Consider the following 24,337-nt stretch of genomic DNA (forward strand, 5'->3'; position numbering starts at 1 on the left):
GCCATGATCAAGAATTATTTAACTATCGCCCTCCGTAGCCTTATGAAAAATAAGGTCTACTCTTTTATCAACATTTTCGGCCTTGCGGTCGGTATTGCGGTGGCAATGCTGATCGGCCTTTGGGTTTGGGATGAACTTTCATTTAACAAATACCATAAAAATTACGACCGCGTCGTGCAGGCGTGGATCCGCCAGACATTTAATGGTCATACAGGTGCCGGCACCGCAGTTTCCATCCCGGCCGTCACCGAAATGGCGACCAAGTACGGCGCGGAGTTCAAGCATACTTCGCTGGCTTCGTGGAACTTCGGGCATTTGCTGGCCAATGGTGATAAAAAGATCAATAAAACCGGCATGTATGCGCAGCCTTCCTTCCCGGAAATGTTGTCGCTGAAAATGATCCGTGGCGATCGGAGCGCGCTGAAAGATCCGGGTTCCATTGTTATTTGTGAGTCGCTCGCCAAATCGCTTTTCGGCGACCAGGACCCGCTGAACAAGACATTGAAACTGGACATTAAAAAGAGTGTGAAAGTGACCGGGGTTTACGAAGATATTCCTTTCAATTCCGCCTTCAATGAACTTTATATGATCTTGCCGTGGAGCGATTACCTGATCGCCGAGGGCTGGGTAAAGGATGCGCAGGACCAGTGGGGCAACCATTCTTTCCAGTTTTTTGCCCAGGTAGCCGATCATGCCGACATTGAAAAAGTGTCGCGGAAAATCAGGGATGTCGAGTTGCCGCATGCGTTTTCAAAAACCGACAAGCCGCAATATTTCCTGCATCCGATGAGCAAATGGCATTTGTATTCTGATTTTAAAGAAGGTGTAAATGTCGGCGGCGCAATTCAGTTTGTCTGGCTTTTCAGCATTATCGGGATATTTGTGCTGCTGCTGGCTTGTATCAACTTCATGAACCTGAGTACGGCGAGATCCGAAAAACGCGCCAAAGAAGTAGGTATCCGTAAATCAATCGGTTCGCTGAAAAGCCAGCTTGTGGCGCAGTTTCTGAGCGAATCATTCCTGGTTGTTTCGTTTGCACTGCTGCTCGCGATCCTGATCGTGCTTGTGGCGCTGCCTTCCTTTAATGATCTGTCGGGTAAGCAGGTGAAATTTCCATTTTTCTCGTACCAGTTCTGGCTGGCGCTGGTTGTATTTTCCGTATTTACAGGGCTTGTTTCTGGAAGTTATCCGGCATTTTATCTTTCCTCTTTCAACCCACTCGCTGTTTTAAAGGGGACATTTAAGGTAGGAAAATGGTCGGCCGTACCGCGTAAAGTGATGGTAGTCATGCAGTTTACAGTTTCGATCACTTTGATCATCGGTACCATCATTGTTTTTCAACAAATACAGCACGCGAAAAACAGGCCGGTAGGCTACGACCGCCAGGGATTGTTGCAGATCAACATTTCCCCCAATATTTATGGAAAATATTATCCACTGCGCGACGACCTGCTCAAATCCGGCGCGGTAGCGGAAATGAGCCAGTCGTCGAGCCCCACCACCGGAATCTACTCCAACCAGATCGGTTTTGAGTGGGAAGGAATGGAGCCAGGTTCGGTGCCATTGTTCGGGACGATTGCGGTTTCGCATGATTTTGGCAAATCCATCGGCTGGAAGATCACCGACGGAAGAGATTTCTCCCGCGAATTTTCGACTGACACTTCTGCATTTATCCTGAACGAATCTGCGGTGAAACTGACTGGTATTAAAGGTATTGTCGGCAAAACGATCCGCTACAATGGCAAGCCAATGCAGGTGGTCGGGGTGATCAAAGATATGGTGATGCAATCACCCTACGAGCAGGCGGTACCGACGATTTTCATGGTGAATTATGGCTGGGCCAACCTGATCAATGTGAAGCTGGTTGCGGGCAAACCCGTGGAACAATCATTAAAAAAGGTGGAGGCCGTGTTCAAGAAATTCGATTCCGATTCGCCATTTGAATTCAAGTTTGCCGATGATGAGTATGATGCCAAATTCAGGTCCGAGGAGCGGATCGGAAAGCTGGCGCGCGTGTTCGCCGTGCTGGCGGTATTTATTTCATGTCTCGGATTGTTTGGCCTGGCGGCTTACACGGCAGAGCAGCGGACGAAGGAAATCGGAATACGCAAAGCATTGGGAGCCAGCGTGGCGCAGATGTGGGCTATGTTGTCCAAGGAATTTGTATACCTCGTTTTAGTTTCCTGCGCAATCGCCTCACCGATCGCCCTGTATTTCCTCAACGACTGGCTCAAAAAATACGAATACCACATTCAGCTGAGCTGGTTCGTATTTGCAGTCTCGGCAGTGCTCGCTATCATTATCACTTTGTTGACAGTGAGTTTCCAGGCGATCAAAGCCGCATTGATGAATCCTGTGAAATCTTTACGGAGTGAATAATCGCTGTCCGTATCAATAGAAGTAGGAAACATCCGGCTTTTTAGTTGAAAACCAACTGAAAGCCGGATGTTTCGTTTAAGCCTTTTTCTCTCCTTCTTTTGCTCCATTTCCTTATTTGTCGTTTCAAAATCTTTTAGCCAGACGCCGGTTTGGGGTAGGTTTGAAAAGGAATTTCAAAGCCGCAAGAAATATGAAAATGCACTGTATAATGTGCAGAAATTCAAGGTGCAGTTTGAGTCGCCGACGGGCAGGGTCAAGACGGTCAGCGGTTTTTGGGATGGTGAAAATGTGTGGAAGGCCAGGTTTTGCCCGGATGAAGTTGGCAAGTGGAAATTTACTTCTCTTTGCTCCGATACATTAAATGCCGGTTTACATAAAATTCAGGGAACATTTGACTGCGTTGCTTCGACGAATCTACTGGATATCTACAAAAAAGGCAGCATCCAGCACGAAAAAGGCTCCTATTTTCTTTCCCATGCCGACGGCACGCCTTTTTTCTTCACCGCCTGCACAGCCTGGAATGGTACATTAAAATCAACCCCCGATGAGTGGGAAACCTACCTGACCGACCGGGCCAAAAATCATTATAATGTAATCCAGTTTGCTGCGACGCAGTGGCGTGGCGGGGATAAAAATAGTGAAGGACAGGTAGCATTTGAAGGCAGCGGCAGAATCAAAATCAACCCGGCTTATTTTAAGCATCTGGATAAAAAAATTGAAGAAATAAATCGTCACGGATTAGTAGCTGCGCCGGTTTTACTCTGGGCACTGCCTGTGGCGGAAGGTCGGGAGCTGAGTCCAGGCTATTATTTACCGGAGCCGGAAGCGATACTACTGGCTAATTATATGGTAGCGCGTTACGGCGGAAACCATGTAATCTGGATTTTGGGCGGCGATGGAAAATATGTCGGCGAGTATGAGCAAAGGTGGAAAACGATCGGTCGGGCGGTTTTTGGGCAGGAGCATCCGGGTGTGGTTGCGCAGCATCCAGGCGGGCAATCGTGGATTGGGAAAGAGTATGCGGGTGAAGACTGGCTGGACATTGTCGGTTACCAGAGCGGCCACGACAAGCGGCCGGAAACCGCAAACTGGATCACAAAAGGCCCGGCTGCTTCCGGATGGGCCAAGCTGCCGCCGAAGGCTTTTATCAATATGGAGCCATGCTACGAAGATATTTCGCCTGCGATCAAGGACAAAGAAGTGCGTAATGCAAGTTATTGGAGCGTTTTCGCAACGCCGGTGGCAGGAATTACTTATGGCGCAAACGGTATCTGGCCCTGGCTGCGCCCCGGCGAAGAAATCCTGAACCATGGCAAAACGGGTGCAGTCCGCAGCTGGGATGAAAGCATCAAATTTCCCGGCAGCATTCAAATAGGTGTCATGCACGCATTTTTCGATAAATACCCCTGGTCAAAACTAAAACCCGCCGCCGAGCTGCTGACAAACCAGCAAGCTGCGCCCGAAAACTACATTTCCATAGCCCGGTCGGATGATCACAATCTGATCATGGCTTATATGCCGTTAAAAACAAATGTAAAAATCGTTAACAACTTAAATGTTCCTTACAAAGGCACGTGGTTTGATCCGGCAACCAGCCAAAGTAAGGAGGCGCAGTTAACATTTAGTAAAGGTTTAATTGAAGCGAGTTCGACGAAGGATGGGGATATGATTCTGGTTTTGGAGCGGAAGTAACCATTCGTCGATTAAAAACCGGTGCTCGTAGGGATATGTTTCCAGTTCGCAGATTGTGTTTATGTAGGGTTAAACCCGAGGGCGGAAAGTGCCTCTAAACTACATAAACGAACAATTTAAACATTTGGAAACCATGAAAAAGACCATCTTAGCAATCGCAACAATTATTACGCTTACTGTTGGAAACGGTTTTGCGCAACGTTATAATAGCCACACCATTCCGGCAGCAACTGTCCACAGTTCGAGAGGTGATAATGCGTATGAAGAATTCCAGATCAACAAGCTTGACCAGATTGTCGGCCTGACCCGCAAGCAGGAGAACAAGATCAAGAAAATTGAAAACCATTATGATCGTCTGGCGGCTTCAAACAGAAAATACAGCACATTCCAGGCTACGCAGCGATTGGAGCAGCAAAAACAAAAAGAGATCATTTCCGTGCTGACCCCCGTGCAACGCCAGCGCTGGTTTGCTTTTCAAAACGGCGGAAAACGTAACGGTTGGAGAGGATAAAAGTAACGCGAAGTAGAGAATAGCCATGATTAATATACTGGCCAGGTCCTCAGGATCTGGCCAGTTTGTTGTATGTCAGGCGCTTCTGGCGTAAAAAGAAATCGATCAGCATTAAAGAGGCCAGTCCCACAATGGTCATGAAAAGGATTTCGAATGTGTCCCGCGAAATGGGCTGCACTTTGAAAAGATAGCCACTGGCGCGGCTTGCGTAAGTAATGAACCGCGGCGTTTCCATCGGTTTGCCGGACGGAAGCAGGTAGCAGGCCAGCAGCAGTGCCGCCACCCCTGCGGCGATCAAGTACCACATTCTTGCAGAAATAACGGGTTTGAATTTAATCGCGGGCGCGGGAGCTAGTTTTGCGAGGATATTGTGCTGAAAATCAGCGGAAGGCTGCTCCACGGCATGCTGCTGTAACAAAGATTTTAATGCCAATTCCGTTACAGCCTGGCTTTCCAGCTCTGCCTCAATGCCTTTGAGGACATTTTCAGTAAAATGTAAAGACGGTTTTTCCTCAGGCGATTGAACATTCATCTCCCTGAGCAATCTGCTTAATTTGTCCTCACCATTTTTTCCAGTCTCCATCATCTTCACTTTTATAAAAGGGAATGTAATGTTTTCTCAAGAATCTTCCTCGCCCTGAATAATTTAACCTTCACATTCGAAGCCGTCAGCCCTGTAATTTCCACAATTTCCTCGACGGAACATTCATTCATATAAAACAATGTAACCACCACCGACTCCATTTTCGGCAGTTTTTGGATTGCTTCTTTTACGAATTTTTCTCTTTCCGCATGTTGGAGCTGGTCGATGGGGGCAGGTGTGTATTCATAGTCGTAATCCTCAACCATTTCATCACTGATCGGGGCGAATTTGAATTTGTTTTGCTGCAATTTCGAAACTGCGTTCCGGTACACGATCGTGTAAAGCCAAGTCGAAAATTTCGATTTTCCCTCGAAACTATTGATCTGAAGATAGGCTTTGATAAAGCTCTCCTGCGCGACGTCTTCGGCCTCGAAAGAATCGGACAAAACCCGCATGGCGATCGTGAAAGCCATATTTTTGTATTTATCAACAAGAAACGTGTAAGAAGCCAGGTCTCCTTTCTTTACTTTTTCAATATAAACCTGATCGTCTCTTTGATTCATGTATCAATATACTCAGCTTCCGGTGAGACAGGAATTTGAAGAGGCAGGTTACATTTTTGATCAAAAAAGTAAAAAAATAATTTTTTCCGGAAATGTGTAACCAGAGCGGCCCCGGCGCTGTCCAATGGTCGTAACATTCAAAATTAAATCATCATGCACGGGGTCATTATTACAGTAGCAGGTTTTTCAGCAGTCTTCGGGATACTGTACGTATTCATCGTAACACGCCACCGGGAACGTATAGCGCTGATAGAAAAGGGGGTAGATGCTTCGATTTTTTCAGATAAAAATTACACGTCGTATCCGACGCTCAAATTCGGGATGCTTTTCGTCGGTATTGCACTTGGTATCCTCTCGGGAAATTACCTGGACCAGACTTACGATTTTAGTAAAGGCGTCGCATACCTCGCTATGATTTTCCTGATCGGCGGATTGAGCCTGATCTTTAACTTCCTGATTGAACAAAAGTTGAATGCCAAAAAACCTGAATAATTCGCAATCGGTGCCGGTCAAAACAAATATTGTCCGTTCATCATCCAAACTTGCGAATTCTGGCCTAGTACCTTGCATCGCAAAGTACCTTCCTATACATTTGTAATGTTCTTTTGGTATTACGTGGAATAGTCTGAAACCACATTACCAGCCCAGCAAATTTTTATAGTCCCTTTTTCAAGAGCCAAAATCTCTTGCCGGAATTCCTATGCCTTTTTAAATCTATTAGCCATTTAAAACATTCATTATGAGAACATTCATCTCCTTATTACTAGCGACCTTGATTTCGGGGCTCATCTGTGCTCAAACATTTGGACAGACTTCTCCGGCCGGTCGGCGCATTACCGGTATCGTGGCTGATTCGGCCAGCAAGAAACCGATGGACTTCATTACCGTCAACCTGATGCGCGATAAGACAACCGCGATCAAAGCTTATTTTTCTAAAACCGACGGCTCTTTCACATTCACCGGCCTGAAACCAGGCAGTTACGAGGTCGTTTTGGTTGGGGTCGGTTATAAAAACAAAATCATCACCGCAGATTTAAGTGACAGTACCAAAATGGCGCTCGATCTGGGCACGATTGAACTGGTAGCTGCGACGCTGGGATTGAAAGAAGTGACGGTATCAGCTGTAAAACCGGTTGTAAAGCAGGAAGTTGACCGCATAACGTATGATCTGCAAGCCGATCCGGAAAGTAAAGTTTACAGCGTGCTGGATATGATGCGGAAAGTGCCGTACCTGTCACTTGATGCGGATGAAAATATATTTCTCAAAGGAAATGCCGATTTCAAAATCCTGATCAATGGCAAGCCGTCGAGCATGATGGAGCGGAGCTACAAGGATGTGCTACGGAGCATGCCGGCGTCGTCTATCGAGCGGATAGAGGTCATTACTACGCCGCCTGCCAAATACGATGCGGAAGGGTTGGCGGGTATCATCAACATTATCACCCACAAAAAAATCGACAACGGGTATAATGGTACGCTGAATGTGAGCGAGCGTTTTCCGCTCGGCGGGCCGGGTGTAGGCGGTTCTTTTTCGGCCAAATTCGGAAAGTTGGGTATGACAGTTCTGGCAGGCGGCAGCCAATATCGTACGCCGTCGACACTTAACCGGGTGAACCGCAGCACATTTGGCACGGACGGATCGACCGATGTATCTCAGGATGGTTACTCCAAAAACAATAATAACAGCGGCTACATCGGCTACGAGATCAGTTATGAAATTGACACGTTGAATCTGCTGAGCGCGCAGCTCAATGTGAATGGCAGTAAGTCGGATGGTTCTGGTTATCAGACATCCAGGATGGACCGGCTGGGTCAGGTTTTGCAAAATTATCGTATTGATAATGCTAACCGCGGCGACGGCAGCGGGATGGACGCGGCAGTTAACTTTCAGCGTACTTCCAAGGTAGACAAAAACCGCCTGCTGACGTTCTCTTACCGTTATTTTGGTTTTAATAACAAACAAAACAGCAACCTGGCTATTTCGGAACAAGTCAACTTTGACTTACCGGATTATCGCCAGATCAACGACCAGAGTTTTTCGGAGCAAACGTTTCAGGTAGATTATGTTTATCCGCTTAAAAAGCTGAGTATCGAAGCAGGTTTAAAAGGGATTATGCGTGATAACCGCAGTGATTTTCAATATGATACTTATGATCCTGAGACGGGGAAATATCAGATCAGCCCGAGCATGAGCAACAAGTATAACAATACGCAGAATGTGTTCGGGGCTTATAATACCTATCAATATAATTTCAAAAAATGGTCGGTGAAAGCGGGTGTGCGCGTGGAGCAGACGATCGTGGACGCGGTTTTTATTTCGACGGAATCGACGGTTAAGCAGAATTATTTCAATGTGATCCCTTCACTTTCTGTCAATCGCAAGCTGAAAGATAACAATGCACTGAATTTCGGCTACTCCCAACGCATCCAGCGGCCGGGTATCTGGCAGCTGAACCCGTTTATCGATCGTTCTAATCCTAATTTTGAAAGAACTGGTAACCCCAATCTGCGCCCGGCGTTTGTGAATGATTTGCAGCTCACATATAGCATTGCCAAAAAAGCATCCGTGAATGTCGGTTTAGGGTTGACGGCCTTCCGCGACCTGATTTTCCAGGTTGCCGTGTACGATCCTGAAACCAATATTACCCGCAGTTCCTACGCAAATACCGGCACCGCGCGTCTGTTTATGAGTATGCTGAATGTGAATTACCCGGTCAGCAAGCGGCTGAATTTCAGCCTGAACGCCCGGGTCGCCCACGGCAAGGTGCGGGGTGTCGTGAACAACATTCCGGTGACGAATCAGGGTGTGATGTCGCAGATAGCGTTTTCGACAGGCTACCGGTTCGACAAGGACTGGCGGGTTAATGCGAACCTGAATTATAATGGCCGGGGCGTCAATTTGCAGGGCAATAGCAATTCAATGACGAGTTATTCGGCGAGTATCAGCAAGGATGTGATCAAGGATAAGCTGTCATTTTCTGCCGCGGCCAACAATCCATTTACCAAATTCCGAAACTACCGGAGAGAAACTTTCGGCCCGGATTTCAACCAGCTGGACTATCGCAGAGATTACTTCCGCACCTTCAATTTCAGCCTCAACTACAAATTCGGTAAGCTTAAAGAGGGTATCAAGAAAAATAAAAGAGGCATCCGTAATGATGATGTGCAGAACGGCGGATAGGGTAGAATACAGCTGCGAACAGAAACTGTTCAATTTCGAACGCCAATTTTATTTTAACTAATTGAAATACAATGACTTAATATAGTGGCATAAATTTATTGCCCAAGCCAGCAGCCACTTGCCACGCGCGTGAAGACGCAATACCAAATACCAGCACCTATGATCCGCAATTATTTCAAAATAGCATTCCGCAGTCTCTGGAAATATAAGACCAACTCATTTGTCAGCATTGCGGGCCTTGCCATCGGCATCGGGTGTTTTTTGTTACTGGCGACTTATATTTTGCATGAAGCCCGGTACGACCGGTTTCAGGAAAAAGGTAGCCGCATCGCGCGGGTGAATCTGCAATATCAATCCGGCGAAGGTGCGCCCGTGCACATTGCAATTACACCTACTGCGGTGGCGCCCGTGTTTTCACGCTCATTTCAGGAGATCGAAAAGGCGGTGAGGCTGTATGCGCTGAGCGGCTATGGCGCGGTGCCGGTACAGTATGAGGATAAGCTTTATAATGAAAAAAAGATCCTCTTTGCCGACTCTACATTCTTCCAGATATTTTCATTTCCATTTGTAGAAGGCGACCCGGCTACGGCACTTTCACAGCCTAATTCGGTGGTCATTGACCAGACTACGGCGCAAAAATTCTTCGGAAGTGCCAGTGCAATCGGTAAGTCTGTGAAAATGAATGAAAAATATACTTTGCAGATCACCGGGGTTATCAAAGATGTGCCTTCTTATTCCCACATTAAATTCAACTGGCTGGGCAGTTACAGTACGCTTCCCCGCTCCAAAACCGAAGCTTTTGACTCCGCGAATGACTATACCTATCTGTTACTGCGGCCTAATGCCAGCCTGAAAACATTGCAGGGGAAAGTCGATCAGTTTACAAAACAAAACCTGGAAGATCCGCAGAATCCATCCGTCAAGGTAAAGCTGGAACTCGAACCTTTCGAGCGCATTCACCTGTATTCCAAGGCGGGAAATGCGTTGGAGGCCGCCGGGGATTACAAATACATTTATGTGCTTTCGGGCGTGGCGATACTGATTTTGCTCATCGCCTGTATCAATTTTATCAACCTCGTCACCGCCCGCTCGGCCATGCGCGCCAGGGAAGTAGGGGTACGGAAAGTAATGGGCGCCGTGCGGATGCAGCTTTTCCGCCAACATTTATTAGAAAGTGCCATTATTACACTTTCAGCAACATTTTTTGGTGTGTTAATCGCATTGGTTTGCTTGCCGGGGCTTAGCAACCTTACTGGCAATACGCTCGATCTCGCAGTCTGGCCGGGTTATTCTTTCCCGCTGGCATTGTTAACCATGATCATTGTGGTAACCTTATTATCAGGAGCTTACCCAGCAGCAGTACTTTCTAAATTCGAGCCGATCAAAGTTTTGAAAGGACCGCTGATTTCATCTTCGGGTGGCAGCGCTTTGCGGTCTTTTCTGGTTGTTTTCCAGTTTGCGATTTCCATGCTTTTTATCATTGCAACCATTATCGCCAACCAGCAACTCTATTTTATTCAGCATAAAAACCTGGGCATGAATCCTGATCAGATCATTGTCCTGGATCTGAATTCGGGGATTTCAACAAGTAAACTGGCTGCGCTCAAAAATGAGCTGCTCAACAATTCAAAAGTAAAATCTGTCTCCGCATCCTATGATTCGCCTGTGAATGTGCAGGGTGGCTACACGATCTCCGCGGACGAAAAACCGCAGGGTTCCGGAATGAACATTACGGCTATCCCGGTTGAAAAAGATTTCGTGCCGACATTGGGTATGAAGCTGGTAGCCGGCGAAAATTTCAATGACACCGACATTGCGCAAGCTACGGTAGACAGTTTTGATCTGCGCGTTTATGCATTTATTCTCAACGAATCTGCGGTAAAAGCCATGGGCTGGCAGCCGACTCAGGCGATCGGTAAAAGTGTGAATATGAACGGCAGAAGAGGAAAAATCAAGGCGGTTGCACAGGATTTTCATTTCAGGTCGCTGCACGAGAAAATCGGCGCTATCGCCATCATTCCGGAATACAATTATTTTGGAAAAGTCATGGTGAAAGTTTCCGGAGCCGACGCGACCGAAGCCGTGGAAGTTTTAAAGAAAAGCTGGAAAGAGAATTTCCCGATGCGGCCTTTCGAATATCATTTTCTGGATTCGGAATTTGATGAAATGTACAAAGCTGAAAACAAGGTTTCCACGATCTTGGAATTGTTTTCTGTCATCACGGTCGCCATTTCCTGCCTCGGATTGTTTGCTTTGATCGCTTTCATCGCCCAACAGCGCACCAAGGAAATCGGTGTCAGAAAAGTACTTGGCGCCTCGGTAGCCAGCATTGTGATGCTGCTTTCACGCGACTTTATGAAACTGATTTTCGCAGCGATCATTCTCGCTTCGCCCGTCGCCTGGTACTTCATGAGCGGCTGGCTGGAAGATTTCGCCTACCGTATTCAGATTAGTGCCTGGGTTTTTGTCCTGGCCGCCATCATTGCCATCGTTATTACATTACTAACCATCAGCTTCCAAAGCATCAAAGCCGCACTGGCCGATCCGGTGAGGTCGCTTAGGAGTGAATAAAACAACTGCCATGCTCAGAAACTACCTAAAAATCGCCCTCCGTACGCTTTTGAAACACAAGGCTTTTAGTATTATCAACATTGCAGGGGTGGCGATAGGGCTTGCCTGTTTTTTGTTGCTGGCTTTGTATGTCAAGGATGAGCTCAGCTATGACCGGTTCCATGCGAATGCGGATCGGATTTACCGGTTGAACCGCACATTCCTTTCGAAAGACGGGACCGAATCTTTGCGACTTGGCCATGCCGCGCCGCCTTTTGGGCCGCTGATTCGCCAGGATTTTCCGGAAGTTGAGCAGGTAGTACGCTTGCTGGAAACCGATGCGCTGGTAAAGTATAAGGATAATGCGTTCAGGGAGGAGAACATGTTTGCCGCGGAGCCTAATCTGTTCAAGGTTTTTTCATTCCATGTGACGCAGGGTAACCCGGACAAAGCATTGGAAAATCCGTTTTCGGTCATGTTTTCCAAACCGATTGCGGAGAAGTATTTTGGCAAAGAAGATCCGATCGGCAAGGTGATCAGGCTGGATAATCAGCTTGATTATACTGTTACAGGCGTTTTTGAGCCGCTTCCTGCACAATCCCATTTTCACCCGGGCATTCTGCTATCATTTTCAACATTGAATGATCCCCGGGTTTACGGCGCCGAGGGACTTCGGACCAACTGGGGCAATAATTCATTTTCGACCTTTTTGCTTTTGCCTGAAAGATACGAGGCTCAAAAGCTGACCAAAGCATTTCCGGCATTTCAGAATAAACATATCGAGGCCAATGCTTCGAAATATTCTGTTTTAACCCTAACCAAACTCACTGATATTCACCTGCATTCACACCTGGATTCGGAGATCGAGGCGAACGGGGATATTCAGTATGTGTACCTGTTTTCGGCGATCGCGCTTTTCATTCTAATGATCGCCTGCATCAATTATATGAACCTCGCGACGGCCAAGTCGGCTACCCGCGCCAAGGAAGTGGGCATGCGGAAGGTGATCGGCGCGGTGCGTTCTCAGCTGATCAACCAGTTTTTGAGCGAATCGGTGTTGCTGGTATTTGTTTCGGTTGTGCTCGCTTTGCTGATCGTCATACTTTGCTTGCCTGCGCTCAACAATTTTACCCAGAAGAGCCTGACGTTTAATGCATTGCTAGACCCGACCTTCCTCGCAATACTAGCCGCGATCACGCTGTTTACCGGGCTGTTAGCCGGAAGTTACCCGGCGTTTTTCATGACTTCCTTCCAACCGATTAGCGTATTAAAAGGCAAGATCGCGGCCGCGCTGAAAAATGGAAAGCTGCGCCAGTCTCTGGTCATTGTCCAGTTTGCGATTGCCGTGGTACTGATCATCAGCACGACGGTGGTTTACACGCAAATGCAATATATCCGCAATTATAAATTAGGTTATTCCAAAGATCAGGTCATCGTTTTCAATGTGCCGGATGACTCGGCAACGAACTTTGAAAGTATCCGCGAGCGGTTGAAGGAAAATGTGGCCGTGAAAGAAGTAGGCCGCTCTTCCCGAATTCCGTCGGGCCGCCTGCTCGATTCCTGGGAGGCTTTTGTTATGAAAGGCGATAGCCTGGCCCCGGCCGATATCAACATTAAATCATTGTCCGTGGACGAGGATTTTATTCCGGCTTACCAGATCAAAATGGCTGCCGGAAGGAATTTTTCGAGGGATTTTCCGACAGACAAAACTTCGGGTTTTATTCTGAATGAGACTGCTGTCAGATTGCTGGGCTGGAAAAATCCCGCTGAGGCAGTCGGCGCAAGATTTGGCTACGGCGATGTCCGCGGCAACATTATAGGTGTCACCAAAGATTATCATTTCGAATCCCTGCACCAGAAAGTAGCGCCGATCGCCATGTTCCAGCAGCAGGGCAGGCTGGGCCGGGTTTCCGTGCACGTCGCAGGAAATAATGTCAAACAAGCCATCAGTCACATTGAGTCGGTCTGGAATGCGCGTTTCCCGGAAGCACCTTTTGAATATCAGTTCCTTGACCAGCGTTTCGGCCAGCTTTATGCCCGGGAACAAACCCAGCAGACGCTTTTCGGGATTTTCGCGGGTATCGCCATCTTCATTTCCTGCCTCGGTTTATTGGGGCTGTCCATGTTCATGGCCGAGCTCCGGACCAAAGAAATCGGCGTCCGGAAGGTACTGGGTGCCTCAGTAGGCAGCATTGTCACTTTATTATCCCAGGACTTCCTGAAACTCGTTTTGATCGCCATCGTCATCGCCTCGCCCATCGCCTGGTACGGCATGCGCAACTGGTTACAGGAATTTGCCTACCACACCGAAATCAACTGGTGGGTTTTCGCGCTCGCCGGTATCATTTCTGTCGCCATCGCATTGTTTACCATCAGTTTCCAGAGTATTAAAGCAGCATTGATGAATCCGGTGAAGTCTTTGAAGAGTGAGTGAAAATGACCAAAACCCAGCCTTTTCCCAAACCCCGATCTCTATATGTTCAAAAACTATTTCAAAATCGCCCGCAGGAATCTTTGGCGGAATAAGGCATTTTCGGCTATTAATATTCTGGGTCTTGCGCTGGGTATGGCGGCCTGTTTTTTTGTTTTTCAATATGTTTATTTTGAAAAAAGCTACGACAGGTTTAACAAGAATGCGCAGAACATTTACCGGGTACCTATATCGTATTCCGGTAGTTTTGCCAATGTTCCCAAAACGGCTGCGAACCATCCCGCGGTAGGGCCGGCGATGAAAAAAGACTTTCCCGAAGTGCTGGATTATACCCGCCTAGTGAATGTTTCCCTCTTCATGAATGCGTCCACGATGACCTACCAGAGTGGGAAAGGGGAGCCGCGAACGTTCAATGAGGGCAATATTTACATAGCCGATGCCTCCTTTTTCAATGTATTCTCCTACCCGCTGGCGGCTGGCGACAGAAAAACTTGCCTCACCGCCAAAAACACGATGGTCGTTTCCGAAGCAACTGCGAAGAAATATTTTGGTACGCAGGATCCGATCGGGAAAGTGATCCAGCTGAATGGGATCATGCCTTTTAAAGTGACGGGCGTTTTCAAGGATATTCCTGAAAATTCACATATCAAATTTGATATGCTGATCTCCTTCGAAACCGTCGGGCATGACTGGGGTCTTGATATGTGGACCTGGCCGGAATTTTACAATTATGTCGTCCTCGCCCCGAATACAGATGTCAAAAAACTGGAAGCAAAGTTTCCGGCATTCATCGAAAAATACCTGGGCAAAACGCAGCGCGAGCTCAACTTCAAGTCAAGCTTCGATTTGCAGCCCATCACCGACATTCACCTGAAATCCAATCTATTAAAAGAAGCGGAAGCCAACGGAAGCGAGAAGGAGATCTATTTCCTGGGCATCATCGGCGCATTTATTCTGTTCATCGCGTGGATCAATTACGTCAATTTATCCACCGCCAAATCCATCGAGCGTGCCAAGGAAGTCGGGCTGCGGAAAGTGGTCGGTGCCATTAAAAATCAGTTGGTCAGTCAGTTCCTGCTCGAATCTCTGATCATTAACATTATCGCATTGTTCATCGCGACGGGGATCATCCTGGCCTTCGTGCCGGTTTTCAATAGTTTCATCGGCAAAGATATCAGTGCAGGTTTCTTCTCAACCGGCCTCGGAAGCGAGCCAACATTCTGGCTTTCGGTGCTGGGCGTTTTCTGCGCCGGCGCATTGCTGGTAGGGGCGTACCCCGCTTTTGTGCTTTCTTCTTATTTGCCTGCCAAAGTGCTCAAAGGTCTCATTATTCAGTCGCGCTCGGGGATTTCTTTGCGGCGGGTGCTGGTATCATTCCAATTTGCGCTTTCCATCATACTCATCGCCGCCACATTCGTGGTTGTGAAGCAGTTTAATTACATGCGGAACGGGAATCTGGGTTATAAAAAAGACCAGGTTTTGGTCGTCAAAGCGCCGGTGATAGCAGATACCACGATTTTTACCAAATACGATTATTTCAAATCTGAAATTCATCAGGAAACTTCCGTCACCAATGCGACTGCCACATCGGACATTCCGGGTAATATGATCCGGTATCGCAATAGCGTCCGCCGCGCCAATCAGGACAAGCAGCACAATTTCACGACTTACCTGATGGAAATTGACGAACATTTTGTTCCTACCTATCACATTGAGATGGCGGCGGGACAAAACTTCGATGCCATGGACCAGTCGAAAATGGATTCTGCCGGCGTGAGTAATGTGATGGTCAACGAAGAAGTGGTGACCGCATTAGGCTATAAAAATGCGGCCGAAGCGATTGATAAGGATATTAAATTCACTTTGGGGCAGTACGACCTGAGCTGTAAGATTGTCGGCGTGGTGAAAAACTTCCACCAGCGCTCGCTAAAAGAAAAATTTGACCCGATCCTTTTTTATTATCCGACCCGCACGGAGTGGAAATATATTTCCGTCAATGTGAAAGGTGCAAATGCGGCAAAAAGCATTGCGAATGTGGAGAAGCTTTACAAAAAGGCATTTCCTGGAAACCCTTTCGAATACTTTTTCCTGGATGAATATTTCAACCGTCAATATCAGGCAGATAGTCGTCTGGCAAATGTTTTCGGCTTGTTTTCAGTGTTGGCGGTAATTGTCGCCTGCATGGGTTTACTCGGCTTGTCTAGTTTCGTAATCAGGCTGCGGACCAAAGAAATCGGCATCCGCAAAGTGCTCGGCGCGTCGGTAAGCGGTTTGCTGGTGTTGATTTCCAGGGATTTTGTCAAACTGGTCTGCATCGCCTCCCTCATCGCCATCCCGATCATCTATTTTACCGCCAAATCCTGGCTCGACAGCTACGCATTCCACATGGGCCTGGGCATCTCCGTATTCCTGGTCCCACCGATATTGCTCCTCACATTAACATTACTAACCATCTGCGTCCAAAGCTTGAAAACAGCGCTGATGAATCCGGTGAGGAGTTTGAGGAGTGAATGACAATCCCTGACAACACCTGACCATATCATACCAAACTAACAAAATGCTAAAATCCTACCTGAAAATCGCCTCCCGCGCGTTGCTTCGCTACCGTAACTACACGATCCTGAATGTGCTTGGGTTGTCGATTGGGGTGGCGGCTTGTTTGTTGTTGTATGTGGTTTACAACTATGAATCGGGGTTTGATCAGTTTCACAAAAACTATGACCGCATTTACCGGATCGCGCGGAAGACGCAGTATGCGACCGGGCAGATTGATTATACGCCGGGCAGCCCGCTGCCTTACGAGGCGGCGCTGAAAGTGGATATTCCGCAGCTGAGCAAAGTTGTGCCGGTTTATGGCACCATGGACCCGCAGGTGACCGTGCTGGGTAAAAATGCAGATAGTCAGGCTAATGACAAGAAATTCAAGGAAGAAGATCTGGGAATTTTGACAACTCCGGAGTTTTTTGACCTGTTTGATTTTGCCTGGTTAAATGGTTCCAAGAATGTTTTGATTGAACCTAATGTGGTCGTTTTGTCGCAGCGGCAGGCGGAGAAATATTTCGGAAACTGGCAGCAGGCTGTTGGTCAGTTTTTGAAGATCAATAACAAAACGGTGATGAAAGTGGGCGGTATCCTCGAAAACCCGCCACTCAATACCGACTTCCCGATGGATATCGTGATTTCCTACGAATCCAAAAGAAAACAGCCGCTGGCGTTTGGCTGGGGCGGGTTTGAAAGCTGGGGCGGTACCAGCAGCAATGACCAGCTTTTTGTGATGCTGCCCGAAAAAGTGACTGTCCAAGCCATTGAAAAACAGTTTGTTGGTTTTATTGACAAACATTACAAAGACCGCAGCGACAAGTCGAAGATCACCCAATTCCTCGCCCCGCTGGCCGACCAGCATTACGACAGCCGGCTAAACAATTTCTCCGGACACACCATCGACCGCAGCGTGCTCTGGACACTCATCGTGATCGGCGCGCTCATCATTTCGATGGCTTGTATCAATTTTATCAACCTCGCAACCGTCCAATCCGCCCGTCGCTCGAAGGAAGTAGGCGTTCGCAAAGTACTGGGCAGCAGTCGTATAGAGCTGATCCGCCAGTTTCTGAGCGAAACATTCCTGATCGTCGCCTGCTCCATCGTGCTCGGCGTCGCGCTTGCCGTGGTAAGTATGCCGCTTTTGGGAAAAATCTCGCAAGTCCCGGCCGATCTTCCGGTGGTTACTAATCCGACATTGTGGCTTTTTATCCTGGCTTTGGCGCTGCTTGTCAGCTTCGTTGCAGGATTTTATCCCGCAATCGTCATGTCCGGTTTTCAGCCCATCGAGGCGATTAAAAGCAAAGTGGCCAACCGCTCGCTGGCAGGTGTTTCCTTGCAGAAATTACTGATTATCATTCAGTTCGGCGTTTCTCAGATTTTGGTAGTAGGTACCATTGTGACGGTTACCCAAATGAAATACGTCCGCGAGCTGGACCTTGGTTTTACCAAAGAAGGCGTGTATTCCGTCACCATGGACGATGCTTACATTAGCCGTCAGCAGACATTTAAAAATGAATTATTGCAAAATCCGGACATTCAATCCATCAGTTTTTCCTCCGACGTACCTTCTTCCGACGATAACTGGTCGGGCAACTTTGCATTTGGCAACCGGGGCAAGGACGAAGATTTTCAGGTGTTCAACAAGTTCGCCGACGAGGATTATTTCAAAACATTCGGCTTGCAGTTTGTGGCTGGAAAAGGTTATGAAAGAGGCGATTCGACAGGCTCCTGCGTGGTGAACGAGACACTTTTGAAAAAGGTAGGTATCAAAAGCGCGGACGAAGCGATCGGTATGAACATTAAAATGGGCGGCGGCCAGTGGCAGCCGATCGTCGGGGTGGTAAAAGATTTCAAAGCCAACTCCGCCCGTGACGCCAGTAAGCCCATCGTGATCATGCCGATGAAGCAATTTTACTGGCAGGGAGGCATCAAAATTCGTACGAACAACCTGGCCAAAGCCGTGGACGGCATCCAGAAAACCTACGCCAATGTATTCCCCGAAGTCGCCTTTCAGGGGAAATTCTTTGATGAAAGCATTGAGGATTTTTACAAACAAGACAGGCAGATCAGCCTTTTATACCAGATTTTCGCTGGCCTCTCCATATTCATCGCCTGCCTCGGATTGTTCGGCTTGGCTACCTTCATGGCGCAGCAGCGGATGAAAGAAATCGGCGTCCGCAAAGTACTCGGCGCATCTGTTGCCGGTATCGTTGGCTTACTTTCAAAAGACTTTTTGCTCCTGGTTTTCATCGCCATCCTGCTCGGCTCACCCGTAGCTTGGTACCTGATGAACAAATGGTTACAGGATTTCGAATATAAAATCAACATTAGCTGGTGGATGTTCGCCGCGGGTGCGGTAATGGCGGTGGTGATAGCTTTTGTGACGGTTAGTTTTCAGAGTATCAAGGCTGCACTGATGAATCCGGTGAAGTCTTTGAAAAGTGAGTAAGTAGTTGAAACCTTAACCCATTGAATTATGCTTCGACACAACCTGAAAATCGCGTTTCGTAACCTGGCGATCAACAAAACTTACTCTTCGATCAACATTATCGGGCTCGCGTTGGGCATGGCGGTGTCGGTGCTGATCATGTCGTTTGTGATGCATGAACTGAGCTACGACAAGTTTCACAAAAACCACGAGCAGATTTTCCGGGTTTTGGCGAAGATCGATATGAATGGGGAAAATTTACAAATGACCGGTTTTTCTCCCAAATTCGCGCCGACATTGAAGTCTTCGGGCTCGCACGTGCAGGATTTTGTGCGGGTGCTGCCGAGCTACGATAAGGTGGTGATGAAAAATCCGAAAGATAATCACGTCGCTTACGAGGAACATTTTATGTTTACCGATCCGTCGCTTTTCAATGTTTTTTCATTTAAATTAAAATACGGGGACCCGAAGCGTATTCTCGACAAACCTTTCACCCTTATTATTTCGGAGCGTGCGGCGAAAAAATACTTTGGCAAGGAAAATCCGATTGGAAAAGTATTGTTATACGACGGCATTCACGCCATGCAGGTCGCGGGAATCGCGGAAAATCCGCCTTCCAATTCATCCCTTCAATTTGATTTTGTCACTTCTATACTGACTTATCCGCAGCTAAGTGAGCAGAATAAGAAGAACTTTGACAATGCCGGGGTATTCACGACTTACCTGTTTTTGGATTCAGAAAAATCGGTGGCGTCGGTGGAAAAAACCATTAAAAAACAAAATACTAATCCGGACGCATTTGACGCAAAAGCTGCTTACACGCTTGAACCTTTTGCCGGGATACATTTGGGCAACGATTTTAACGCTTCAGGAAATACCGGGCTGATCCTGATTTTTGCCGGAATCGCCGGGCTAATTCTTTTCCTCGCACTATTCAACTACATGAGCCTCACTACTGCCCGCGCCACGCTGCGCTCCAAGGAAGTGGCGGTACGCAAAGTGGTCGGTTCGGGAAGAAAAGGATTGATGAAACAGTTTTACGCCGAATCGGTGCTGCTGTGCGTGATCGCTTTTGTCTTGTCATTTGGTTTTGTGCAGCTGTTTATGCAGCCTTTTTTCAACCTGCTTGATCTGCATATCGATACGGCTTTTCTGGTATCACCCTCATTTATAGCTTTTTTGTTCGCGCTTCTTGTCGTCACAGCAATATTGGCGGGAAGCTATCCGGCGCTGGTGCTTTCTGCTTTCAATCCACTGGAAGTTTTGAAAGGAAGATTTTCGGGAAACCGGGGCGGAGCAGCTTTGCGGAGGTTATTTATGGTTTTTCAATTCACCGTTTCCATCGCTCTGATCGTGTGCAGTCTGGTCGTAAGACACCAGTTGAATTTTATGCAAAACAAGCAGCTCGGACTTTACAAAGATCAGGTGTTGGCAATTCCGATTAGTAAATCGCTGGAAAAGAATTACTTCGCGTTGCGGAATGAAATTCGTGACCAGGCTGGCGTGAGGAATGTGACTACTACTAACTCAGAGTTATTCAAAGGATTTAATATATGGTTTGCCAAGAATTTGACGACCCAAAAAGACGTAGGCATCGTGAGTATGATGACGGACAATCAATTTGTTAACACTTTGGGACTGAAATGGAAGACAGCGCCGGTGGCAGGCAACTACAAAAATCGTAGTCACGTGTTGCTTAATGAAACTGCCATTAAGGAACTGGGAATCAAAGGAAACCCGATCGGGCAAAAAGTGATCGATAATGAAATTGCGGGGATTGTCAAAGATTTCAACTACGACTCCCCCGCACAGGGTATCCACGGCGTGGGTGTGTTCATTGTCAGCGATACGACCAACATTTTGAAGTTCGGCGGTGCCAGCGCGATCATTTATGCAAGGCTAGATGCCAAAAGCAATGTGAAAGAAAAAGTAGAAGCTATCGGCGATATTTTCAAAAAGTACGAGCTCGATAAACCTTTCGAATATTACTTCCTGAATGATGCGTTCAACGAAACATTCAAAACCCAGATCCGCATGTCCAAAACGTTCTCCGTCTTCACCGGCGTAGCCATTTTCATCGCGTGCATGGGACTTTTCGGGCTGGTAACATTCACAGCTCAGACGCGGACCAAAGAAATCGGCATCCGCAAAGTACTCGGCGCTTCGGTGGCAGGTATCGTTGCGATGATCTCCAAAGATTTTGTAAAACTGATCCTTATTTCCATCGTCATCGCCCTGCCCGCGGCCTGGTATTTCATGGATAAATGGTTGCAGGATTTCTCCTACCGCATCACCATCCCCGTCTGGATTTACTTGGTGGCCAGCATCTTGGCCGTAGCCGTGGCATTGCTGACGATCAGCTTCCAAAGCATCAAGGCAGCACTAGTGAATCCGGTTGAGTCTCTTAAAAGTGAATAATCCCAAAGATCCGCCATGTTCCTAAACTACCTAAAAATCTCCCTCCGAAACCTCCTTCGTGCCAAGGGGTATGCTTTTATCAACATTGCCGGGCTTGCAGTTGGGATGTCGGCTTCGGTGCTGATTTTTCTCTGGATCAGCAGCGAATTGGAGTTTGACCGGTTTTACAAAAAGACCGACAGGCTTTACCAGGTGTATAACCGAGATGTTTTTAATAATGAACCAACACTTTGGGGCACTACGCCGCCGCCGCTCGCGCCGGAGCTGAAATCGTCCTACGCCGACATTGAGAATGTGACGCGCTATGCACCGCTGACCTTGCTGTTTTCGGTGGAAGATAAAAATGTCAACACCCAGGGTGCATTCGCCGATCCTGATATTTTCGATGTTTTTGACTTTCAGCTTTTGTCGGGCAGCCGGAAGGATTTGCTAAAAGAAATCAATGGCATCGTGATCACACGACGCCTCGCCGAAAATTTATTTGGTACCACCGACGCCATCGGGAAAACCATTCAGATGGACCATAAGGATAATTTTCTGGTTTCAGCCGTGATGGAAAATTTGCCTGAAAACAGCCAGTTCAAGGATCGCGATTATTTCTTGCCGTGGTTGTTTTTTCAAAAACCGGGCTGGGCCAAAAACGAATGGAATAACAATAACTACTTTACATTCCTCACATTGAAAGAGGGCGTTAATGTGACGGCAGTTGAGCAGAAGATTAAAAAAGTGACGGCCAATCACCTGAAAGGCATGATCGACGATGTTGCACATCGGGAAATTTTCCTGCATCCTGCCGGCAAATGGTACTTATATTCCAAAATAGAAAATGGCAAGTTGGTCGAAGGGCGCATTGTGACAGTCAGGCTGTTTGGCATTATTGCGGCTTTTATTCTGCTGATCGCCTGTGTGAATTTTGTAAACCTGAGCACGGCAAGGAGTGAAAAACGGGCTAAGGAAGTCGGCGTCCGCAAAGTGGCTGGTGCGCCCAAAGGTTCGCTGGTACTGCAGTTCATGACGGAGTCCGTACTACTGGCTTTTCTTGCCAGTATTTTTGCGGCGCTTATTCTGGTGGCTGCTGTGCCAGCATTCAATAACCTCATCGGAAGGCGGCTTTATCCCGATCTGGGTTCTGTTTATTTCTGGACGTCGGTGATAGGATTCGTGCTTTTTACGGGCTTGCTGGCGGGGAGTTATCCGGCGTTTTTCCTGTCGTCGTTTCAGCCTTCCAAAGTAATCAAAGGTATTTACACCCATGCCCATGCTGCCTTCTCGCCACGAAAAGGGCTGGTAGTCATGCAATTTACATTTGCCATCATTCTCATCATTTCCACATTGGTCATCCGCAAACAGATTGATTATGGCGAAAGCCGCGCTAGCGGATATGATAAAAGTAACCTGCTGATCACAGCGCTGCCTGGCGAGTTGGAGAAACATTATACAGCCGTCCGCGACGAACTCGTATCCAGCGGTGTAGCAGTTTCGGCTACCAAATCACTAGGCCCAGCGATGAGCCTTAACTCACGGCAGTGGGGCGTACAGTTTCCCGGTAGCGTCGAGACCGATAAGAATGTGGAGTTCGACCTCTTCGGCGCAGACCAGAATTTTGTTAAAACCACAGGCGTAACCCTGCTGGAAGGTCGCGAAATCGACCTGACTAAATTCCCGACCGACACCACAGCGGTCGTTTTGAATGAAACCGCCGTAAAAGCAATGCGGTTGAAAAATGCTGTCGGGACGGTGATACGCTACCAGGATACCGACTGGCATGTAGTGGGTGTGGTCAAGGATTTTATTTACGAATCGCCATACTTGCCTGTCAAGCCTGCTATTATTGAAGGACCTGGCGGGCTGCTGCCGCATCAGTGGATCAGCATTCGGCTGAGTCCTAAAAATCCGATGGCGCAAAACCTGAAAACAGCCGAAGGTATTTTTAAAAAATACAATCCGGGTTATCCTTTCGAATATTCTTTTGCCGATGAAAATTACAAGTCCCGATTTGCACAAGAGCAGCTGACAGGGGCATTGACGGGCATCTTTACCGGACTGGCGATCTTTATTTCATGCCTCGGTTTGTTCGGGCTGGCCGCCTATACCGCCCAGCAGCGCACCAAGGAAATCGGTGTGAGAAAGGTGCTCGGCGCCTCTGTCGCCAGCATTGTAAATCTTCTGACAGGTAATTTTGTGAAACTCGTGATAATTTCTTTCGTGATCGCGGCACCTATCGGCTGGTATGCCATGCGTGAGTGGCTCAAAGACTACGACTACCGGATTGATTTAGACCCGGGAATATTTATCATGACAGTGCTTGCAGCGATGCTGATCGTCGTGCTTACCGTCAGTTTCCAGGCGATCAATGCAGCATTGAAAAACCCGGTCCGGTCACTGCGGAACGAATAGTAACATTACAGGAGCTTTCTGGTAAACTTGTTGAATAATGGTAATAATAAGTTGTATAATTGTCTGATAATCATTTGCTCACCACTAAAACAACGCTACCATGCTTCGTAACTTTTACGTCAGGGCCTTGTCTTGTCTTCTTTTGGCTGTTATCAGCAATTCCTGCACCGACCACGCGATGCCTTCCGTCCTTCCCGAAATAGAGACACTCGCCGTAACAAGTGCGCCGTCCGGGATTAAATGCGGTACATTTTTCTCTGCAAATGTGATTAGCGTAGGAACAATGCCTGTCAAAAAATTCGGTGTTGTGCTAACTGCTCGGGGTGTTAATCAGGTGCATCCCAATCCGGTCGTCAATGTTGATTACGAAGTGGTCCTTGACCTGCCATTTCAACCAGGTATCAAAGGTGCAACCGGACCACAGGTTTGTACCAATGAAATATATTACCGTGCATACGCCATCCTGGAAGATGATACCGTGGTATACGGAAACGAACTTCACTTTACCAACTTTTAAGATTTATAGCATTTATCAGATTTTCAAAATAGTCCGGTTAGCTGTTCGATTTCGGACAGCTAATTTCATTATTAATGGTTAACAAATTAAATATCAGGCGATTGCGAATTTGGTATAGAATTAATAAAGAGTAGGTATCCGAATTG

14 protein-coding genes are annotated in these 24,337 nt (G+C 47.4%); 12 read left to right on the top strand and 2 right to left on the bottom strand.

Annotated features, from left to right (window positions below):
* Nucleotides 1–3 precede the first annotated feature (3 nt).
* From FEN17_RS16225 to FEN17_RS16235, 3 genes are all read left to right on the top strand, one after another.
* Entirely contained in the window at nucleotides 4–2,379 is a 2,376-nt protein-coding gene (locus tag FEN17_RS16225) for an ABC transporter permease (protein ID WP_138366380.1), read from the top strand.
* A gap of 66 nt (nucleotides 2,380–2,445) precedes the next feature.
* Nucleotides 2,446–4,071, top strand: coding sequence for a glycoside hydrolase family 140 protein (locus FEN17_RS16230; RefSeq protein ID WP_138366381.1), 1,626 nt, complete (start codon nucleotides 2,446–2,448; stop codon nucleotides 4,069–4,071).
* Nucleotides 4,072–4,204: 133 nt separating this feature from the next.
* Entirely contained in the window at nucleotides 4,205–4,582 is a 378-nt protein-coding gene (locus FEN17_RS16235) for a hypothetical protein (protein ID WP_138366382.1), read from the top strand.
* A gap of 49 nt (nucleotides 4,583–4,631) precedes the next feature.
* On the opposite strand, the gene FEN17_RS16240 is transcribed toward FEN17_RS16235, so the two are convergent.
* Both FEN17_RS16240 and FEN17_RS16245 read right to left on the bottom strand, forming a co-directional pair.
* Entirely contained in the window at nucleotides 4,632–5,168 is a 537-nt protein-coding gene (locus FEN17_RS16240; protein ID WP_138366383.1) for a hypothetical protein, read from the bottom strand.
* Between the two features lie 8 nt (nucleotides 5,169–5,176).
* On the bottom strand, nucleotides 5,177–5,728 hold the full coding sequence (locus FEN17_RS16245) for an RNA polymerase sigma factor (RefSeq protein ID WP_138366384.1): 552 nt from the start codon (nucleotides 5,726–5,728) through the stop codon (nucleotides 5,177–5,179).
* A gap of 153 nt (nucleotides 5,729–5,881) precedes the next feature.
* Between FEN17_RS16245 and FEN17_RS16250 the strand changes: the two genes are divergently transcribed.
* The 9 genes from FEN17_RS16250 (at nucleotide 5,882) to FEN17_RS16290 (ending at nucleotide 24,191) form a co-directional block, all read left to right on the top strand.
* The gene (locus FEN17_RS16250; RefSeq protein ID WP_138366385.1) at nucleotides 5,882–6,220 is read left to right on the top strand and encodes a DUF6249 domain-containing protein; all 339 of its coding nucleotides are present in this window, start codon (nucleotides 5,882–5,884) and stop codon (nucleotides 6,218–6,220) included.
* A gap of 247 nt (nucleotides 6,221–6,467) precedes the next feature.
* Nucleotides 6,468–8,909, top strand: coding sequence for a TonB-dependent receptor (locus FEN17_RS16255; RefSeq protein ID WP_138366386.1), 2,442 nt, complete (start codon nucleotides 6,468–6,470; stop codon nucleotides 8,907–8,909).
* 159 nt (nucleotides 8,910–9,068) lie between these two features.
* On the top strand, nucleotides 9,069–11,480 hold the full coding sequence (locus tag FEN17_RS16260; RefSeq protein ID WP_138366387.1) for an ABC transporter permease: 2,412 nt from the start codon (nucleotides 9,069–9,071) through the stop codon (nucleotides 11,478–11,480).
* Between the two features lie 10 nt (nucleotides 11,481–11,490).
* The gene (locus tag FEN17_RS16265) at nucleotides 11,491–13,893 is read left to right on the top strand and encodes an ABC transporter permease (protein WP_138366388.1); all 2,403 of its coding nucleotides are present in this window, start codon (nucleotides 11,491–11,493) and stop codon (nucleotides 13,891–13,893) included.
* A gap of 42 nt (nucleotides 13,894–13,935) precedes the next feature.
* Nucleotides 13,936–16,404, top strand: coding sequence for an ABC transporter permease (locus FEN17_RS16270; protein ID WP_138366389.1), 2,469 nt, complete (start codon nucleotides 13,936–13,938; stop codon nucleotides 16,402–16,404).
* A 43-nt stretch (nucleotides 16,405–16,447) separates the two neighbouring features.
* The gene (locus tag FEN17_RS16275) at nucleotides 16,448–18,880 is read left to right on the top strand and encodes an ABC transporter permease (protein WP_138366390.1); all 2,433 of its coding nucleotides are present in this window, start codon (nucleotides 16,448–16,450) and stop codon (nucleotides 18,878–18,880) included.
* 27 nt (nucleotides 18,881–18,907) lie between these two features.
* Complete coding sequence (locus tag FEN17_RS16280; RefSeq protein ID WP_138366391.1) at nucleotides 18,908–21,277, top strand: ABC transporter permease; 2,370 nt, start codon at nucleotides 18,908–18,910, stop codon at nucleotides 21,275–21,277.
* 15 nt (nucleotides 21,278–21,292) lie between these two features.
* Nucleotides 21,293–23,674, top strand: a complete 2,382-nt coding sequence (locus tag FEN17_RS16285; RefSeq protein ID WP_138366392.1) for an ABC transporter permease — start codon at nucleotides 21,293–21,295, stop codon at nucleotides 23,672–23,674.
* A gap of 100 nt (nucleotides 23,675–23,774) precedes the next feature.
* On the top strand, nucleotides 23,775–24,191 hold the full coding sequence (locus FEN17_RS16290) for a hypothetical protein (RefSeq protein WP_138366393.1): 417 nt from the start codon (nucleotides 23,775–23,777) through the stop codon (nucleotides 24,189–24,191).
* Nucleotides 24,192–24,337: the final 146 nt, after the last annotated feature.

Source organism: Dyadobacter luticola (assembly GCF_005860805.1).
GTDB lineage: Bacteria > Bacteroidota > Bacteroidia > Cytophagales > Spirosomataceae > Dyadobacter > Dyadobacter luticola.

Bases quoted from the DNA above. Each gene is read 5' to 3' on its own strand.
- FEN17_RS16225 (WP_138366380.1), top strand. From the start codon at position 4: ATGATCAAGAATTATTTAACTATCGCCCTCCGTAGCCTTATGAAAAAT.
- FEN17_RS16230 (WP_138366381.1), top strand. From the start codon at position 2,446: ATGTTTCGTTTAAGCCTTTTTCTCTCCTTCTTTTGCTCCATTTCCTTA.
- FEN17_RS16235 (WP_138366382.1), top strand. From the start codon at position 4,205: ATGAAAAAGACCATCTTAGCAATCGCAACAATTATTACGCTTACTGTT.
- FEN17_RS16240 (WP_138366383.1), bottom strand. From the start codon at position 5,168: ATGATGGAGACTGGAAAAAATGGTGAGGACAAATTAAGCAGATTGCTC.
- FEN17_RS16245 (WP_138366384.1), bottom strand. From the start codon at position 5,728: ATGAATCAAAGAGACGATCAGGTTTATATTGAAAAAGTAAAGAAAGGA.
- FEN17_RS16250 (WP_138366385.1), top strand. From the start codon at position 5,882: ATGCACGGGGTCATTATTACAGTAGCAGGTTTTTCAGCAGTCTTCGGG.
- FEN17_RS16255 (WP_138366386.1), top strand. From the start codon at position 6,468: ATGAGAACATTCATCTCCTTATTACTAGCGACCTTGATTTCGGGGCTC.
- FEN17_RS16260 (WP_138366387.1), top strand. From the start codon at position 9,069: ATGATCCGCAATTATTTCAAAATAGCATTCCGCAGTCTCTGGAAATAT.
- FEN17_RS16265 (WP_138366388.1), top strand. From the start codon at position 11,491: ATGCTCAGAAACTACCTAAAAATCGCCCTCCGTACGCTTTTGAAACAC.
- FEN17_RS16270 (WP_138366389.1), top strand. From the start codon at position 13,936: ATGTTCAAAAACTATTTCAAAATCGCCCGCAGGAATCTTTGGCGGAAT.
- FEN17_RS16275 (WP_138366390.1), top strand. From the start codon at position 16,448: ATGCTAAAATCCTACCTGAAAATCGCCTCCCGCGCGTTGCTTCGCTAC.
- FEN17_RS16280 (WP_138366391.1), top strand. From the start codon at position 18,908: ATGCTTCGACACAACCTGAAAATCGCGTTTCGTAACCTGGCGATCAAC.
- FEN17_RS16285 (WP_138366392.1), top strand. From the start codon at position 21,293: ATGTTCCTAAACTACCTAAAAATCTCCCTCCGAAACCTCCTTCGTGCC.
- FEN17_RS16290 (WP_138366393.1), top strand. From the start codon at position 23,775: ATGCTTCGTAACTTTTACGTCAGGGCCTTGTCTTGTCTTCTTTTGGCT.